The sequence below is a fragment of the Xanthobacter albus genome (genome assembly GCF_043194895.2).
Classification (GTDB): Bacteria; Pseudomonadota; Alphaproteobacteria; order Rhizobiales; family Xanthobacteraceae; genus Xanthobacter.
Genome location: NZ_CM195532.1, coordinates 2,360,899 through 2,375,492, shown reverse-complemented (window position 1 = coordinate 2,375,492; position 14,594 = coordinate 2,360,899). Strand labels below are relative to the sequence as shown.

Here is a 14,594-nt window from a genome sequence, read left to right as displayed (position 1 = left end):
TTCAGGCCGCTTCCGCGGCGGCCACCGGAACACCGAACCGCAACAGATTGCCGTCCGGGTCCCAGACATAGAACTCGCGCATTCCCCAGTCCCGATCCGCGACCGGAGAGATGCGCCCGCCTTCCGCCGCGCCCGCGAACTCCGCGTGCATGGCGTCGATGTCGTCCACCCTCACGTAGGCCGAGGTGGCTTCCGCGATCGCCCGGTCGGCGCATCGCCAGAAGTGAATTTCCACATCGTCCCGGCCTACGTTCGCGTAGCCGTCCATCTGGAACTTCACCGCAAATCCCAACTTGTCCCGATACCAGCCAGACGCCGCCTGCGGGTCCGCGGCGGGGAAGGTGGGGCACAGCCGGGTGATGCGGGCCATCACTTCATTCCGCAGCGACAGGGTGCGGATGCGGGTTCGCCGCATACTGATCGATGCGCTCTTCGATCACATGACGATAGTGACGGATGAGCCCCTGCACCGGCCACGCCGCGGCATCTCCCAATGCGCAGATGGTGTGACCCTCGATCTGGGTCGTAACCTCCAGCAGCATGTCGATCTCGTGCTTGTGGGCGCGGCCCTCCGCCATGCGGTTCACCACGCGCCACATCCAGCCCGTGCCTTCGCGGCAGGGCGTGCACTGGCCACAGCTCTCGTGCTTGAAGAAATACGAGATGCGCGCGATGGCCTTCACGATATCCGTGGACTTGTCCATCACCAGCACGCCGGCGGTGCCGAAAGAGGACTTCACGGCGCGCAGGCCGTCGAAATCCATGATGAGGTCTTCGCACTGCTCTGCCGGCACCACTGGGCACGAGGCACCGCCGGGGATGATGGCGAGCAGGTTATCCCAGCCGCCACGCACGCCACCGCCGTGCTTCTCGATCAGTTCCTTGAAGGGAATGCCCATGGCATCCTCAACCACGCACGGCTTATTCACGTGCCCGGAGATGCCGTAGAGCTTCGTGCCCACGTTGTTCGGCCGACCGATGGACGAGAACCACGCAGCGCCGCGCCGCAGGATGGTGGGCGCCACCGCGATGCTCTCCACGTTGTTCACCGTGGTGGGGCAGCCATAGAGGCCCATGTTCGCGGGGAACGGCGGCTTCAGCCGCGGCATCCCCTTCTTGCCCTCAAGGCTCTCCAGCAGCGCCGTTTCCTCGCCGCAGATATAAGCGCCGGCACCGTGATGCACATAGAGGTCGAACGGATAATCGTGGACGTTGTTCTTGCCGAGGAGGCCGGCGGCGTAGCACTCGTCGATGGCCTGCTGCAGGCGCTTGCGCTCATAGATGAACTCGCCGCGCACATAGATGTACGCCGCGTGCGCGCCCATGGCGAAGGAAGCGATCAGGCAGCCTTCGATCAGCGTGTGCGGATCATTGCGCAGGATCTCGCGGTCCTTGCAGGTGCCCGGCTCGGATTCGTCGGCATTCACCACCAGATAGTGGGGCCGCCCGTCCGACTGCTTGGGCATGAAGGACCACTTGAGACCGGTGGAGAAGCCAGCGCCGCCGCGACCGCGCAGGCCGGAGGCTTTCATCTCGTTGATGATCCAGTCACGCCCCTTCTCCAGGATGGCCTTGGTGCCATCCCAGTGGCCACGCGACATGGCGCCCTTCAGGCTGAAGTCCTGCAGGCCATAGAGGTTCGTGAAGATGCGGTCCTTGTCGGCGAGCATGAGCGTCACTCCCCGGCGGTCGGCGCGGGCGCGGAGGAAGTCTCCTCCTGCTTCGCGCGCGGCGCATAGATGGCAGGATCGGTGAGCGCGATGGGCCCGCCGATGGGCTCACACCCATGGCGGCCGTTCTGCGGCCCCACCTTCACCGGGCGGCCGGCCGCGAGATCATCCAGCAGCTTTTCCAGGCTCTCCGGCGTGAGATCCTCGAAAAAGTCGTCGTTGATCTGAACCATGGGCGCGTTGGTGCAGGCGCCCAGGCATTCGACCTCCAGCCAGGAGAAGGTGCCGTCAGCCGAAACATGGCTCTGATCGCCGATCCTGCGCTGACACACCGACTTCAGATCGTCCGATCCGCGCAGCATGCAGGGGGTCGTGCCGCAGAGCTGCACGAAATACTTCCCCACCGGCGCCAAGTTGAACATGGTGTAGAAGGTGGCCACCTCGAGCACGCGGATATGCGCCATCCCGAGGCGGTCCGCGACGGCGCGCAGCGCCGGCTCCGGCAGCCAGCCGCCGGCCGCCTTCTGCGTCTCCCACAGCAGCGGAACCACGGCGGAGGCCTGGCGCCCCTCCGGATACTTGGCGATGAGCGCGTTCGCGATCTCCTCCAGCTCGGACGTGAAGGCGAAGCTCTCGGGCTGCTCGGCAGCAAGGCGACGAACGGTCATGTCAGACCTCCAGGCCAGCGGCGGAGCCGGCCGCAGAGCGGCGCTCACACACGGGGCAGATGGCGGACGGGCGGGACATCAGCGGTCCACCTCGCCGAACACGATATCGAGCGAGCCAAGGATGGCCGACACGTCGGCCAGCATGTAGCCGCGCGAGAGGAAATCCATGGCCTGCAGATGGGCGAAGCCGGGAGCGCGGATCTTGCAGCGGTACGGCTTGTTGGTGCCGTCCGACACGAGATACACGCCGAACTCGCCCTTCGGAGCCTCCACCGCGGCGTAGACGTCGCCCGCCGGCACATGGAAGCCCTCGGTGTGGAGCTTGAAGTGGTGGATGAGCGCTTCCATGGAGCGCTTCATCTCCTGGCGCGAAGGCGGAGACACCTTGCCGTCCGAGGTGGAAACCGGCCCGCCTTCCTTCAGCAGGCGCTCCACGCACTGCTTCATGATCTTCGTGGACTGGCGCATCTCTTCCATGCGCACCACGTAGCGGTCATAGCAGTCGCCGTGCACGCCCACGGGAATGTCGAAGTCGAGCTCCGAATAGCACTCGTAGGGCTGGGCGCGGCGCAGGTCCCAGGCGGCGCCCGAGCCACGCACCATCACGCCCGAGAAGCCCCAGGCCAGCGCATCCTCCAGCGACACGTTGCCGATATCGACGGTGCGCTGCTTGAAGATGCGATTACCCGTGACCAGCCGGTCCAGATCGTCCAGCACCTTGGGGAAGGTCTGGCAGAAGGTGCCGATATCCTCCACCAGCGCGCGTGGCAGGTCCTGATGAACGCCGCCCGGCCTGAAATAGGCGGCATGCATGCGGCTGCCCGAGGCGCGCTCATAGAAGATCATGAGCTTCTCGCGCTCCTCGAAGCCCCACAGCGGCGGGGTCAGCGCGCCCACGTCCATGGCGAACGTGGTCACGTTGAGGAGGTGCGACAGCAGGCGACCGATCTCGGAATACAGCACGCGGATAAGCTGGCCGCGCCTGGGCACCTCGATTCCCAGGAGCTTCTCCACCGCAAGGCAGTAGGCATGCTCCTGGTTCATGGGCGCGCAATAATCCAGCCGATCGAAATAGGGCACGGCCTGGATATAGGTCTTGGATTCGATGAGCTTCTCGGTGCCGCGGTGCAGAAGGCCGATGTGCGGGTCCACCCGCTCCACCACCTCGCCGTTCAGCTCCAGCACCATGCGCAGCACGCCGTGGGCCGCCGGATGCTGCGGGCCGAAATTGATCTTGAAGTTGCGGACCTTGTCGGCCGGCTTCAGCTCTTCGACGTCGGTTGCGAGTTCCTGTGCCATCGTTCGCTCCCTCAGCCGGCCTTCGATGCCTTCTCGTCGCCCGGCAGGACGTATTCCACGCCCTCCCACGGCGAGAGGAAGTCGAAGTTGCGGAACTCTTGCGCAAGGCGCACCGGCTCGTAGACGACGCGCTTCAACTCATCGTCGTAATGCACCTCCACGAAGCCGGAGGTGGGGAAATCCTTGCGCAGCGGGTAGCCGTCGAAGCCATAGTCCGTCAGCAGGCGGCGCAGCTCGGGATGCCCGGTGAACAGGATGCCGTAGAGATCGTAAGCCTCGCGCTCGAACCAATTGGCGCCTGGAAAGACGCCGCAGATGGACGGCACCGGCGTCTCCTCGTCCGTCTGCACCTTGAGACGGATGCGCAGGTTCTGCTTGAGCGAGAGGAGATGGTAGACCACGTCGAAGCGCTTCTCGCGCTCCGGATAATCGACCCCACACACATCCACCATGCAGTGGAACAGGCACGCCGGGTCGTCGCGCAGGAAGGTGGTCACCTTCACGATCTGGGCCGGCTCCACCTCAAGGGTGAGCTCGCCGAAGGCGACCTGCCAGCCCTTCACCGCGCCCGAGAGGACGCCGGCGATGTGAGCGGCCAGATCTTTCAGGGTCTCGTCCATCTCAACAATCCCGTCCTGAGCCCTCAAGCCTCAGCGCTCGATGGTGCCGATGCGGCGGATCTTCTTCTGCAGCAGCAGCACGCCGTAGAGCAGCGCTTCCGCAGTGGGCGGGCAGCCCGGCACGTAGATGTCCACCGGCACCACGCGGTCGCAGCCGCGCACCACCGCATAGGAATAATGGTAATAGCCGCCACCGTTGGCGCACGAGCCCATGGAGATGACGTAGCGCGGCTCCGGCATCTGGTCGTAGACCTTGCGAAGAGCCGGAGCCATCTTGTTGGTCAGCGTGCCGGCGACGATCATCACGTCCGACTGGCGCGGCGAGGCCCGCGGGGCGAAGCCGAAGCGCTCCACGTCGTAGCGCGGCATGGAGACCTGCATCATCTCCACCGCGCAGCAGGCAAGACCGAAGGTCATCCACATGAGCGAGCCGGTGCGCGCCCAGGTGATGAGGTCGTCCGCCGTGGTGAGCAGGAAGCCCTTGTCCGCGAGCTCCGCGTTGACTTCCTTAAAGAAGGGATCGGTCGCGCCCACCGGCTTGCCGGTGGAGGGATCGATGATGCCCTTGGGGGCCGGTGCGATCTCCGGCTTGGCCGCAGAGGGGGTCAGTCCCATTCCAGAGCTCCCTTGCGCCACTCGTAGATGAAGCCGACGGTGAGGATGCCGAGGAAGATCATCATGGACCAGAAGCCGAGGTCGCCCAGCCCGCCGAAGCTCACGGCCCACGGGAACAGGAACGCCACCTCGAGGTCGAAGATGATGAACAGGATCGACACCAGGTAGAACCGCACGTCGAAGGTCATGCGGGCATCATCGAAGGCGTTGAAGCCGCACTCGTAAGCCGACAGCTTCTCTGGATCGGGATTGCTGTAGGCCACGAGGAAGGGCGACACGAGCAGCGCAAGCCCGATCACCAGCGACACGCCGATGAAGATCACCACCGGCAGATAATCCATGAGCAAGGCGTTCATGTTGCCCGCACCTCGGGACGCATGGGCGGCAGACTGGAAGGAGCTACCGCACCGGCCTCGGTTGGAGAAGTTCGAAACGACGCCGCAGCCTTATCCCAGCCCCACATGCGAGGCAAGTGCGCGCTTCGGTGGAGAACGCGCCCCGCACGACGCGGGCGGAGCCGCGAAAAGTCTTGCGGGCACAACGCTCCCGCGCCCGCTGAAGGCACCGGTACGCTATTGCACACAGGCAACAAATTTCCCGCGAAGGATGACGGAAACCTGCGCTGAAAAGCCCGCGACGGGGGCGCCGTCACGTCCACCGAAGCACCCGGCGGACCTGAGGGCTGCGGCAAATTCAAGGCATCAGAAGGGCTCTTGCGGGGAATCACCCGGCGGCGGCACCGCCGCCGGGACGAGCGCCCATGGGTCCGGCTCAGCGGCCACCCCTGGGCATCGGCCGCCCGCCGCGGGGCGGCATCTTCGGCATGCCCTGCCCGCCGGCACGCGGCGGCGGACGGAACTGAGTCGGGTTCCCCCCACGCCCAGGGCCCATGCCATAGCCGGCGCCCTTGGGCGGGCGCATCTGCGGGTTGCGCATCATGGGACCACCCATCTGCGAGCCGCCCATCTGCGGCGGGCGCATATTCGGCCTGTTGAACTGCGGCGTGCGCAGCTGGGGCGGGCTGACATGCGGCGGACGCACGAAGCTTGGCTGGCCGGGCGGCGGCTTCATGCCGGGGCCACCGGGACGATGCGGACGGGCGCCCGGCATACCCGGGCCTCCCGGACGACCGGGACCGGCCCCCGGGCCGCCGGGAAAACCGGGACGGAGGCCGGAGCCAGGACCCCCTGGCCCGCCACCGGGGTAGCCCGGACCGCCCGGTCGGCCGGGTTTTCCGGGACGGCCGGGATAGCCGGGACCGACACCGGGGCCGCCGGGAAAGCCGGGTCCGACGCCGGGACCAGGAGCGCTAGGCCCGCCACCGGGATAGCCCGGACCACCGGGCATGCCAGGACCGCCCGGCCGGCCGGGTTTTCCGGGACGACCGGGATAGCCAGGACCGACACCAGGGCCGCCAGGAAAGCCGGGTCCGACGCCAGGACCAGGGCCCCCAGGCCCGCCACCGGGATAGCCCGGACCGCCCGGCATGCCAGGACCGCCCGGCCGGCCGGGCTTGCCAGGACGCCCCGGATAGCCGGGACCGACACCGGGGCCGCCGGGAAAGCCGGGTCCGACGCCTGGACCAAGCCCCCCAGGCCCGCCACCGGGATAGCCCGGACCACCGGGCATGCCAGGACCGCCCGGCCGGCCGGGTTTTCCGGGACGACCGGGATAGCCAGGACCGACACCAGGGCCGCCAGGAAAGCCGGGTCCGACGCCAGGACCAGGGCCCCCAGGCCCGCCACCGGGATAGCCCGGACCGCCCGGCATGCCAGGACCGCCCGGCCGGCCGGGCTTGCCAGGACGCCCCGGATAGCCGGGACCGACACCGGGGCCGCCGGGAAAGCCGGGTCCGACGCCTGGACCAAGCCCCCCAGGCCCGCCACCGGGATAGCCCGGACCACCGGGGCCACCCGGCCAGCCGGGCTTGCCCGGCCCGCCCGGATAGCCGGGCCGTCCCGGATAACCGGGACCGCCGGGGCCGGGACGCCATGGCTTAAGGCCGCCACCGGGCCCTGGAATCGGCGCCGGGCCGGGAATCGGCGGATGCGGCCAGGGACCAGGACCTGGACCTGGACCCGGGCCGGGCCAAGGGCCGGGACCCGGCGGGCGCGGCCACGGTCCCGGAGGACGAGGCCCGGGGCCGGGCCAGGGACCCGGACGCGGCGGGCGCCATCCGGGATAACCGGGCCACACCGGCGGATAGACCCAGCCGCCGCCCCAGTTCCACGAATTGTCCCAGGCGCTGCCCACCAGCACGCCCGCGCCGAAGCCCAGGAGGCCGAGGCCCGCCGTGGTGTAGATGCTGGAGTAGTCGTATTGCGGCACATAGACCACGTCCGGCTGGGCCGGGGTGATGTAGATGGTGCTGCCGCTGCTCCCGCCGCTGCCGCGCTGCGTGGTGACCACCTGCTCGGGCGTGGTCTGGAGGTTGCCGGCCGCCTCCGCCTTCGCGCGCAGGGCCTGGATGGCGACGGAGACGTCCTCCGGCTGGTTGGTGAAGGCGTAGCCGATGGCGGTGGTCGCCTCCAGATCCTTGTCGAGCTTTCTCACCACCTCCGGAAAGCGCGCCAGCGCCTTCACCGTGGGGTCCCATCTCTGGTCGTCGACGCCGGAGAAGTCTCCCTTCGCCACTGCTTTCTTGTGCTTCTCCAGCCAGCGCGCGGCCTGGACGATCTGCAGCGGGAAGGTGGTGGCGGGAAGCATCTGCGCCAGCAGCGGATCGGGATAGAGGGCATAGGGCGCGAGCAGCTTCTCCAGCTCCGCCACCGTGTAGAGATTCGCGGCAGGTGCCGCCCCGCTGGGTGCGGGCGCCACCTGCCCGGAAACCGGGGGCTGCGCCGGCGCGGGCGGCGGGCCGGCCTCTCCGGCCGCAGGCAAGGGCGGCACGCCCGAGGCGGCCGCAGGCGCGGGAGCTACGGCGGAAGCAGCGGCGGGCGCCGCTTCCGGCCCGGCCACTGCAGGAGCGGCGGCGGCCGGCACGGGAGGCGCTTCGGCAGCGGAAGCGGAGGGGGCCGTTCCCTGGCTCGGGGTCTCGGCCCTTCCGTCCGAGGTGGATATCCCGGCAGCGGAAGGCTGCGCGGGTTCGGGCGCCGGAGCCGCCGGCGCATCTCCAGGCGTGCCGCCGGACGCCGGAGCAGCGCTCGGCGCCGCTTCCGGGACAGGCAGCGCCGGAGGCGTCTGCGCCAGGACCGGCCCCACCGTCGACGACCAGCCGAAAACCAGCGCCACCGCGAGCCGGGACCAGCCGGCGAGCCCTTCGCGTCTTCTCACATCGAGCCCGGAACGCCTGCCCCGCCCCATGGCTATCCTCCCGCCGAATACCGTTGCCGCCAAGCCTAGGTTGGTGCGGGTATTAAGTCCATGCGGAGTTGTGGGAAGCCGCGCCGCGGCTTTCTGCCCTTAGGGCAGCACCGGCCAGGGAAAGTCGAGCACGCCACGGGTGTAGCTCTCCACCAGCGCGCTGAAGGGCGTGCCATCCGGCAAGGTCAGCACGGCGCGATGCTCCAGCACGTGGGCGGGCGGATCGAGCCGCGCGCCCGCAGCCGACGGCACGGCGGCGCCCATCTCCCAGCCCTCGGGCAACGGACGCCACAGCAGCGTGGCGGACAGGGTCCGACGACGAAAATCGAGGGGCTGCACCACCCGCCCGAAGGCGGTATCGGTGGTTTCGAGCCGGTGGTTCATCTCCGGTGTCAGCAGCGCGGGGAGGTACCAGTTGTCGGCTTCCGAGAGCACCTTCTCGCCGCAGCGCAGCCGCACGCGCCGGTAGGCGATCCGCTCCTGCGGCCCGGCCCGCAGCGCCTGCCGCACGGCATCGTCGGCCGGCTTTTCCGCCCCCGGAACGCGCTCGGCCACGATCCTGGTGCCCTCGGGCGCCAGCCGGTGCGTCGCGCACCAGCGGTCCAGCGTCAGCGTCGCGCTGGGATGGCTCAGGAGATCCGCGTTCAGGCTCTCCAGCAGCGCGAGGGCCGCGAGCCGCGCGGGGATGCTGTCGGGCCAGGCGGGGCCGGGCGACGGCTCGAAGGCGCGCGCAGATGGAATCATGACACCGAAGGCGGATGCGGCGAGGAGCGCGGCGGCGAGGGCCGCGCGCGAGGCGGGCGAGAGCATGGCGGGGCCGTTTCCTTCCCGTTGGGCGCGGAAAAGCGGGCCCCCTCCTCCGCACCATGGCTGGAAGGAGGGTGGCCCACCCGGCGGCGCAGACTATTCCCCGCCGCGCATGGCGGTGTTCACGGCCGCCACCAGCTGCTTCAGCGAGAACGGCTTCGGCAGGAAGGCGAAGTGCTCGGACGGCGGCAGGTTGCGGGCGAAGGCCTCCTCCGCGTAGCCGGAGATGAAGATCACCTTCATGGCCGGATCACGCGCCCGCAGCTCCTTGAGCAGGCTCGGCCCGTCCATCTCGGGCATCACCACGTCGGAGATGACGAGATCCACCGGCTGGCCGCCCTTGGCGAGCAGCTCCAGCGCCTCCACGCCGCTGGCGGCGGTGAGCACCTCGTAGCCGCGCGCGGAGAGGGCGCGGCTGGCGAAGGCGCGCACGGCGTCCTCGTCCTCCACCAGCAGGATGCGCCCCTGCCCGGTGGAATCGCCCATCTTCACCTCAGGCTCAGCCGGGCGCTGGGGCTCGGCCTCCTCCGAGGGCACGTAGCGCGGCAGGAACACCCGGAACACGCTGCCCTTGCCCGGCTCGCTCGCGGCCAGGATGGTGCCGCCCGTCTGCTGCACGATGCCATAGACCGTGGAGAGGCCGAGCCCGGTGCCCTTGCCCACTTCCTTGGTGGAGAAGAAGGGCTCGAAGATCTTGTCGATGATGTCCGGCGGAATGCCGGTGCCCGTGTCCTCCACCTCCACCACCACATAATCGGCGGGGGTGAGGTTGCCGGCGCCGTAGGCGGCGCAGGCGCCGGCCGGCACGTTGGCGGTGCGCACGGTCAGCGTGCCGCCGTCGGGCATGGCGTCGCGCGCGTTCACCACCAGGTTGACGATGACCTGCTCGAACTGGTTCACGTCCACCTTCACCGGCCACAGGTCGCGCGCGTGCAGCACCTCCAGCGTGATGCGCTCGCCGATGAGGCGCCGCAGCAGCTCGGACACGTCGGAGATCACGTCCGTGAGCTCCACCGCCTGGGGGCGCAGGGTCTGCCGCCGCGAGAAGGCGAGCAGCTGGCGCACCAGGGCCGCCGCACGGTTGGCGTTCTGCTTGATCTGCATGATGTCCGGGAAGGACGGGTCGCTCGGCCGGTGCTTGGCCAGCAGCAGGTCGCAATAGCCGATGATGGCGGTGAGCACGTTGTTGAAGTCGTGCGCGACGCCGCCGGCAAGGTGCCCCACCGCCTGCAGCCGCTGGGATTGCGCGAACTGCGCCTCCAGGGCCTTCTGCTCGGAGGTGTCGATGGCGCACAGGGCGATGTCGTCCCCCGGCCCGGCCGCCACGCCCAGGGGCGCCGCATAGAGCCGGGCCGAGCGACCGCCGGCCCCGGTGGCCGAGACATCGCACGAGCCGGTCGGCTGGGCGCCGGAGCGCGCCTCGCCCAGGAAGGCATCCACCGCCGGGGCGTCGCGCTCGGCGATCACCGCGCGCAGGGGCTTGCCGGCCGCCGCGGCATCGGGCCCGAACAGGCGCGCGAAGGCGGCGTTCGCGGCGCGAATGCGGCCCTGGGCATCCAGCAGCGCGAGCGCGACCGGCGCCCGCAGGAAGAAGCGGTCCACGTCCCCCGCCGCCCGCGCCGGGGCAGCCGCCGGAATGGGCTGGGCGGACGGCGCCGCCGGAGCCGCGCCGGAAGCCGACAGCACCGAACGCGGCAGGATGATCGCCGTGGCCTCGCCGGCGGCATCGCACACCCCGAGGCGCATGAACACGGCGAGAGGGCGCCCGTCCTTGCGGGTCAGGTCCAGCTCCAGGCTGGCCGGGCCGCGCCCGGCGCCGAGCGCGCCCCGCAGATAGGAGAGATGGGCGGGCGCCACCACCTCCTGGAGCGCCATGCCTTCCACCGGCCATTCGGCCAGGCTGTAGCCGAGCAGGCGGCACAGGCTGGCGTTGGCCAGCCCCACTTTCTCGCGGCCGAAGCGGGCGACACCGGCCGGCGCGCGCTCCCACGCCTCCAGCAGGGCGGCGGCGGTTTCCTCGTCGAGCGCGGCGGGCGGCGCAGCCTCCACGACCGCTTCCGCCGGGCGTGCGGCTGCCGCCTTGGCGGCCGCGGGCGGCACGACGGCAGGCGCCGCCCCGGCGGCCTGCGGCGAAGGCTTCACAACGGAAGGCTCAGGACCCCTGTTGATCGTCGTCGCAGCGTGCGCGGCCGATGCGGACGACGCCGCAGCAGGCGCGGCCGCCACGGGTGCGGCGACAGCCTCCGGCCCGCGCGCCGCACCAGAAGATGCCGCTGAAGCGGTATTGGGTGCCGGTGCCGCGGCTGCGGCGACGGGCGCTGAAGCCGGTGTGGCGGGCGCAGCCCGGGATGCGGCGGACGCCGAAGCGGCGGCAGATGCAGGAGCAGCGGCAGTGGCAGTGGCCTGAGACGCGGCGGCAGATGCCGTCGCCGCAGGAGCGGCCTGGGGTGCGCCGGCGGATGCGGCAGCGACCGGGGCGGCCGGCGCGGCGGCGGGGCTGGCCGCCTCCTGCGCCTCTATGACGCGAAGGCTCCACAGCACCCGGCGCCGGCTGTCGAGGGGCTGCACGGAAATCTCGATCTGCCGCCCGCCGCTTCCGGAATCAAAGCTGATGCGCCGGGTGAAGGCCGTGCCGTCCGCCACCGCATTGAGCAGCTCGGACATGGCGGCCTGGGTGCCGGGCACCCGCGAGAGGAAACGCTCGGGGCTCGGGGGCTCCCCGCGTTCGTTGCGGCACATGGCGCGATAGGCGGCATTGGCCTCCACCACCCGGTCGCCATCCTCCACCACGGCCATGGCATCGGCGGAATCGGCGATGACCGCCGGCTTCGCCGCCTCACGCGTCTCGGCCGTGCCGTTGAGCCCCTTCCACAGCCGGGAGAGCGCCCAGAGCGCGCCGAACACGGCGAAGCCGCCGATCAGACCCGACAGGAAGGGACCGGCCGCGCCCGTATAGGCCACCACCGCCACCGCGACCGAGGCCAGGAGGGCGACGCCTGCCATGGCCACGGCACGCAGCGCCTGGCCGCCGAGAGGCGCCCGGGTGGTCGACCGGGGTGCGTGCCCCGCCGCATTCGTCTTGCTCATCGCACACCCTTTTTTCTTCCGCGCCGAGGCGCCGGGCCGCTCCGCGCGCAGAGCCCCATGCATACGCGCAGATTCGTCACCGACTGAAATCCTGCCATGATTATCAACAAATGCTTAAGTGGTGAGCCTTAACATGCAGACGCAGAGTCATCCGCCCGCTATGACTCGAAACCCCGAAGGCTGCGCGACGGAGGCGTGATGTTACAGCAGTTGTTTGGCGCGGAGCTCGATTTTTCGGTTCGCCTCGCGGTCTCGCTGGTCGTGATCGCCGCCTTGCTCGGCATCACCGTCTTCGTGATGCGCAGGCTTGGCGCCGGCATGCCGGGACGAGCCGCCGGACGCGGACGCACCGGCCCCCGCCTCTCCATCGTCGACGCGATCTCCCTCGATCCGCGCCGCCGGCTCGTGCTGGTGCGCCGCGACGATGTGGAGCACCTGCTGCTCACCGGCGGCACCAATGACGTGGTGGTGGAGCAGAACATCAACGGCGGCCGCGCCGCCGCCCCGGCGCGCCCCGCCACCCCCATCGAGCGCGAGGCGCAGCGCTCCGTCCCCTCCGCCGCGAAGGCGCCGCTCGCCGCGCCCCGGCCGGACGCGGCCCGCGAAAAGGCACAGCTTCCGCCCGCGCCGCAAACCGAGGCCCTGGCCGCCGCCGCGCCGGCGGCCGCGCTCACGGCTCCGGCAGCGGAGCCGCGCATGCCGCCCCGCATGCCCGAAATCCAGCGCCGCCCGGCGCCGGTGGAGCCCGCGGCCGTGGAGCGGCCGTCCGAGCCCGCCGATACCGAAGGGGCGGCAGAGGAAGAATATGCCGCCGGACGCCCGCCGCAGCGGGTGATCGCGCGTGCCCCTGCGCCGGAGCCCCGGCCCGCCGCCGAACCCGCCCCGGCTCCTGCCGCCGACAAGACGCCACAGGAGCGCGCCGACGAGCTGCGTCTCGCCGCCGATCGGCGCAAATCACAGGCCGCAGCCCTGCGCCAGCGCCTGCCCGCCCTGCCCGATGACCAGAAGCGCGAAGCCGCCGAGACCATCAAGCGGATCGACCGCAGGGTCGCAGCCTTGCTGCAGGAGGCCGACCGGCTGGTCTCCGGGGAAGCGGAGCCCGCGCCCCCTGTCGTCCAGCCCCGCCTGTCCGAGGATGCGGCCAAGCGCGGCCTCGCCCTTCTGCTCGGTACCGGAAGACCGGCGGTGAAGGGCAGGGAGACAGCGGAAGAGCCGTTCAATGGTGCCGCACCGGATGTGAGCGAGGACGAGAAGACCACCGCCCGCAAGGTTGCCGCAGAGAGGGCTGCCGCTGAGAGGGCCGCCGCTGAGAAGGCTGCCGTCGAGAGGGCCGCCACTGAGAAGGCCGCTACCGAGAGGGCTGCCGCTGAGAAGGCCGCTGCCGAGAAGGCTGCCGCTGAGAAGGCCGCTGCCGAGAAGGCTGCCGCTGAGAAGGCCGCTGCCGAGAGGGCTGCTGCTGAGAAGGCCGCTGCCGAGAAGGCTGCCGCAGAGAAGGCCGCTGCCGAGAAGGCTGCCGCAGAGAGGGCCGCTGCCGAGAAGGCTGCCGCAGAGAGGGCCGCTGCCGAGAAGGCTGCCGCAGAGAGGGCCGCTGCCGAGAAGGCTGCCGCAGAGAAAGCCGCTGCCGAGAGGGCCGCTGCCGAAAAGGCCGCTGCCGAGAGGGCCGCTGCCGAAAAGGCCGCCGCCGAGAGGGCGGCGGAGAACGCGCTCGCCGATCAGATCGCGGCGGAGATGGCCGAGGCGCTGGAAGTGTCTCTGCAGGACCGCGCGGCGCCCGCCGTCGCTCCCGCGGTGGAGGCACCGTCCCACCCCGCGCTCCGGCCCGCTGCCCGCCTGGATGCCGCACCCGAGGTGCGCCCCCACGCGGCTGTGGAGCCGCAGCTGCGGGAAATGGCGCAGCGCCTCGATGCGGCGCTCGCCCGCCCGCAGGACGACAGCCTGCGCCTCTCCCTTTCCGATCTCCTGGAGGACATCGAGGGCGCCGCCGCCGAAGTGAACGCGCCCGTTGCCGCGCCGGCCGAACGGCCCCGCATCGTGGCGGCGCCGCGCCCGGCCGAGGCCACCACGCCGCGCGTGGAGCCCAAGGCCCGCGCCGGTGCCGCCTCGGCCGACTACGCGCGTTTCCTTTCGGACGAGACGGCAGCACCGGCGACCGCACCGGCAGAGACGCCAGCCCGCACCAAGGCGCGGGAGCTGTTCTCCGATGGCTGGCTGCGCGCCACCCGGCGGGCGGATCATCCGGAGGAGCCGGCGCGCAAGGCCCCCGAGGTCACCGCCCTGCCGAGCCGCTCCGCCGAACCCGTCCGCGTGGTGCGCGAGCCCGTGCTCTCCGCCCGCCCCGCCGAGGTGGGACCGCTCGCGGATGTCCTGCCCAGGATGGTGCCTGACGCGACCGTCACCAAGCCCCAGGCCGCGACGGCCGAGGAAAAGAAGGCGGCGGACGACGATGCCGGCTTCCTGGACGAGTTCGACGCGGAGATGGCGACCCTGCTGGGACGCACGCCCTCGTCGCGATGACCGGCTCCGGG

General features: G+C 70.6%; 11 protein-coding genes. 1 reads left to right on the top strand and 10 read right to left on the bottom strand.

Annotated features, from left to right (window positions below):
* Position 1: 1 nt before the first annotated feature.
* The 10 genes from V5F75_RS10540 to V5F75_RS10495 form a co-directional block, all read right to left on the bottom strand.
* Positions 2–370: a bleomycin resistance protein gene (locus tag V5F75_RS10540; RefSeq protein WP_394036057.1), complete on the bottom strand. Its 369-nt coding sequence runs from the start codon at positions 368–370 to the stop codon at positions 2–4.
* Between the two features lie 4 nt (positions 371–374).
* Positions 375–1,670, bottom strand: coding sequence for an NADH-quinone oxidoreductase subunit NuoF (gene nuoF / locus V5F75_RS10535; RefSeq protein WP_394036055.1), 1,296 nt, complete (start codon positions 1,668–1,670; stop codon positions 375–377).
* Positions 1,671–1,675: 5 nt separating this feature from the next.
* Positions 1,676–2,338, bottom strand: a complete 663-nt coding sequence (nuoE, locus tag V5F75_RS10530) for an NADH-quinone oxidoreductase subunit NuoE (RefSeq protein ID WP_394036053.1) — start codon at positions 2,336–2,338, stop codon at positions 1,676–1,678.
* 78 nt (positions 2,339–2,416) lie between these two features.
* Positions 2,417–3,637: an NADH-quinone oxidoreductase subunit D gene (locus V5F75_RS10525; RefSeq protein ID WP_394036051.1), complete on the bottom strand. Its 1,221-nt coding sequence runs from the start codon at positions 3,635–3,637 to the stop codon at positions 2,417–2,419.
* Between the two features lie 11 nt (positions 3,638–3,648).
* Positions 3,649–4,257, bottom strand: a complete 609-nt coding sequence (locus V5F75_RS10520) for an NADH-quinone oxidoreductase subunit C (RefSeq protein WP_394036049.1) — start codon at positions 4,255–4,257, stop codon at positions 3,649–3,651.
* A gap of 30 nt (positions 4,258–4,287) precedes the next feature.
* Positions 4,288–4,872, bottom strand: a complete 585-nt coding sequence (locus V5F75_RS10515; protein WP_394036047.1) for a NuoB/complex I 20 kDa subunit family protein — start codon at positions 4,870–4,872, stop codon at positions 4,288–4,290.
* On the bottom strand, positions 4,863–5,228 hold the full coding sequence (locus V5F75_RS10510) for an NADH-quinone oxidoreductase subunit A (RefSeq protein WP_394036045.1): 366 nt from the start codon (positions 5,226–5,228) through the stop codon (positions 4,863–4,865). The genes V5F75_RS10515 and V5F75_RS10510 overlap by 10 nt, the downstream gene beginning before the upstream one ends.
* Positions 5,229–5,643: 415 nt before the next feature.
* On the bottom strand, positions 5,644–7,578 hold the full coding sequence (locus V5F75_RS10505; protein ID WP_394036218.1) for a DUF3300 domain-containing protein: 1,935 nt from the start codon (positions 7,576–7,578) through the stop codon (positions 5,644–5,646).
* Between the two features lie 696 nt (positions 7,579–8,274).
* Entirely contained in the window at positions 8,275–8,985 is a 711-nt protein-coding gene (locus V5F75_RS10500; protein WP_394036043.1) for a hypothetical protein, read from the bottom strand.
* 93 nt (positions 8,986–9,078) lie between these two features.
* Complete coding sequence (locus tag V5F75_RS10495) at positions 9,079–12,069, bottom strand: hybrid sensor histidine kinase/response regulator (RefSeq protein WP_394036041.1); 2,991 nt, start codon at positions 12,067–12,069, stop codon at positions 9,079–9,081.
* A 198-nt stretch (positions 12,070–12,267) separates the two neighbouring features.
* Here V5F75_RS10495 and V5F75_RS10490 point away from each other — a divergent pair, with 198 nt between their 5' ends.
* Positions 12,268–14,583, top strand: coding sequence for a flagellar biosynthetic protein FliO (locus V5F75_RS10490; RefSeq protein ID WP_394036039.1), 2,316 nt, complete (start codon positions 12,268–12,270; stop codon positions 14,581–14,583).
* Positions 14,584–14,594 lie beyond the last annotated feature (11 nt).

Coding starts and splice junctions, on each gene's coding strand:
- V5F75_RS10490 (WP_394036039.1), top strand. CDS start 12,268: ATGTTACAGCAGTTGTTTGGCGCGGAGCTCGATTTTTCGGTTCGCCTC.
- V5F75_RS10525 (WP_394036051.1), bottom strand. CDS start 3,637: ATGGCACAGGAACTCGCAACCGACGTCGAAGAGCTGAAGCCGGCCGAC.
- V5F75_RS10510 (WP_394036045.1), bottom strand. CDS start 5,228: ATGAACGCCTTGCTCATGGATTATCTGCCGGTGGTGATCTTCATCGGC.
- V5F75_RS10500 (WP_394036043.1), bottom strand. CDS start 8,985: ATGCTCTCGCCCGCCTCGCGCGCGGCCCTCGCCGCCGCGCTCCTCGCC.
- V5F75_RS10495 (WP_394036041.1), bottom strand. CDS start 12,069: ATGAGCAAGACGAATGCGGCGGGGCACGCACCCCGGTCGACCACCCGG.
- nuoE (WP_394036053.1), bottom strand. CDS start 2,338: ATGACCGTTCGTCGCCTTGCTGCCGAGCAGCCCGAGAGCTTCGCCTTC.
- V5F75_RS10505 (WP_394036218.1), bottom strand. CDS start 7,578: ATGCTTCCCGCCACCACCTTCCCGCTGCAGATCGTCCAGGCCGCGCGC.
- V5F75_RS10515 (WP_394036047.1), bottom strand. CDS start 4,872: ATGGGACTGACCCCCTCTGCGGCCAAGCCGGAGATCGCACCGGCCCCC.
- V5F75_RS10540 (WP_394036057.1), bottom strand. CDS start 370: ATGGCCCGCATCACCCGGCTGTGCCCCACCTTCCCCGCCGCGGACCCG.
- V5F75_RS10520 (WP_394036049.1), bottom strand. CDS start 4,257: ATGGACGAGACCCTGAAAGATCTGGCCGCTCACATCGCCGGCGTCCTC.
- nuoF (WP_394036055.1), bottom strand. CDS start 1,670: ATGCTCGCCGACAAGGACCGCATCTTCACGAACCTCTATGGCCTGCAG.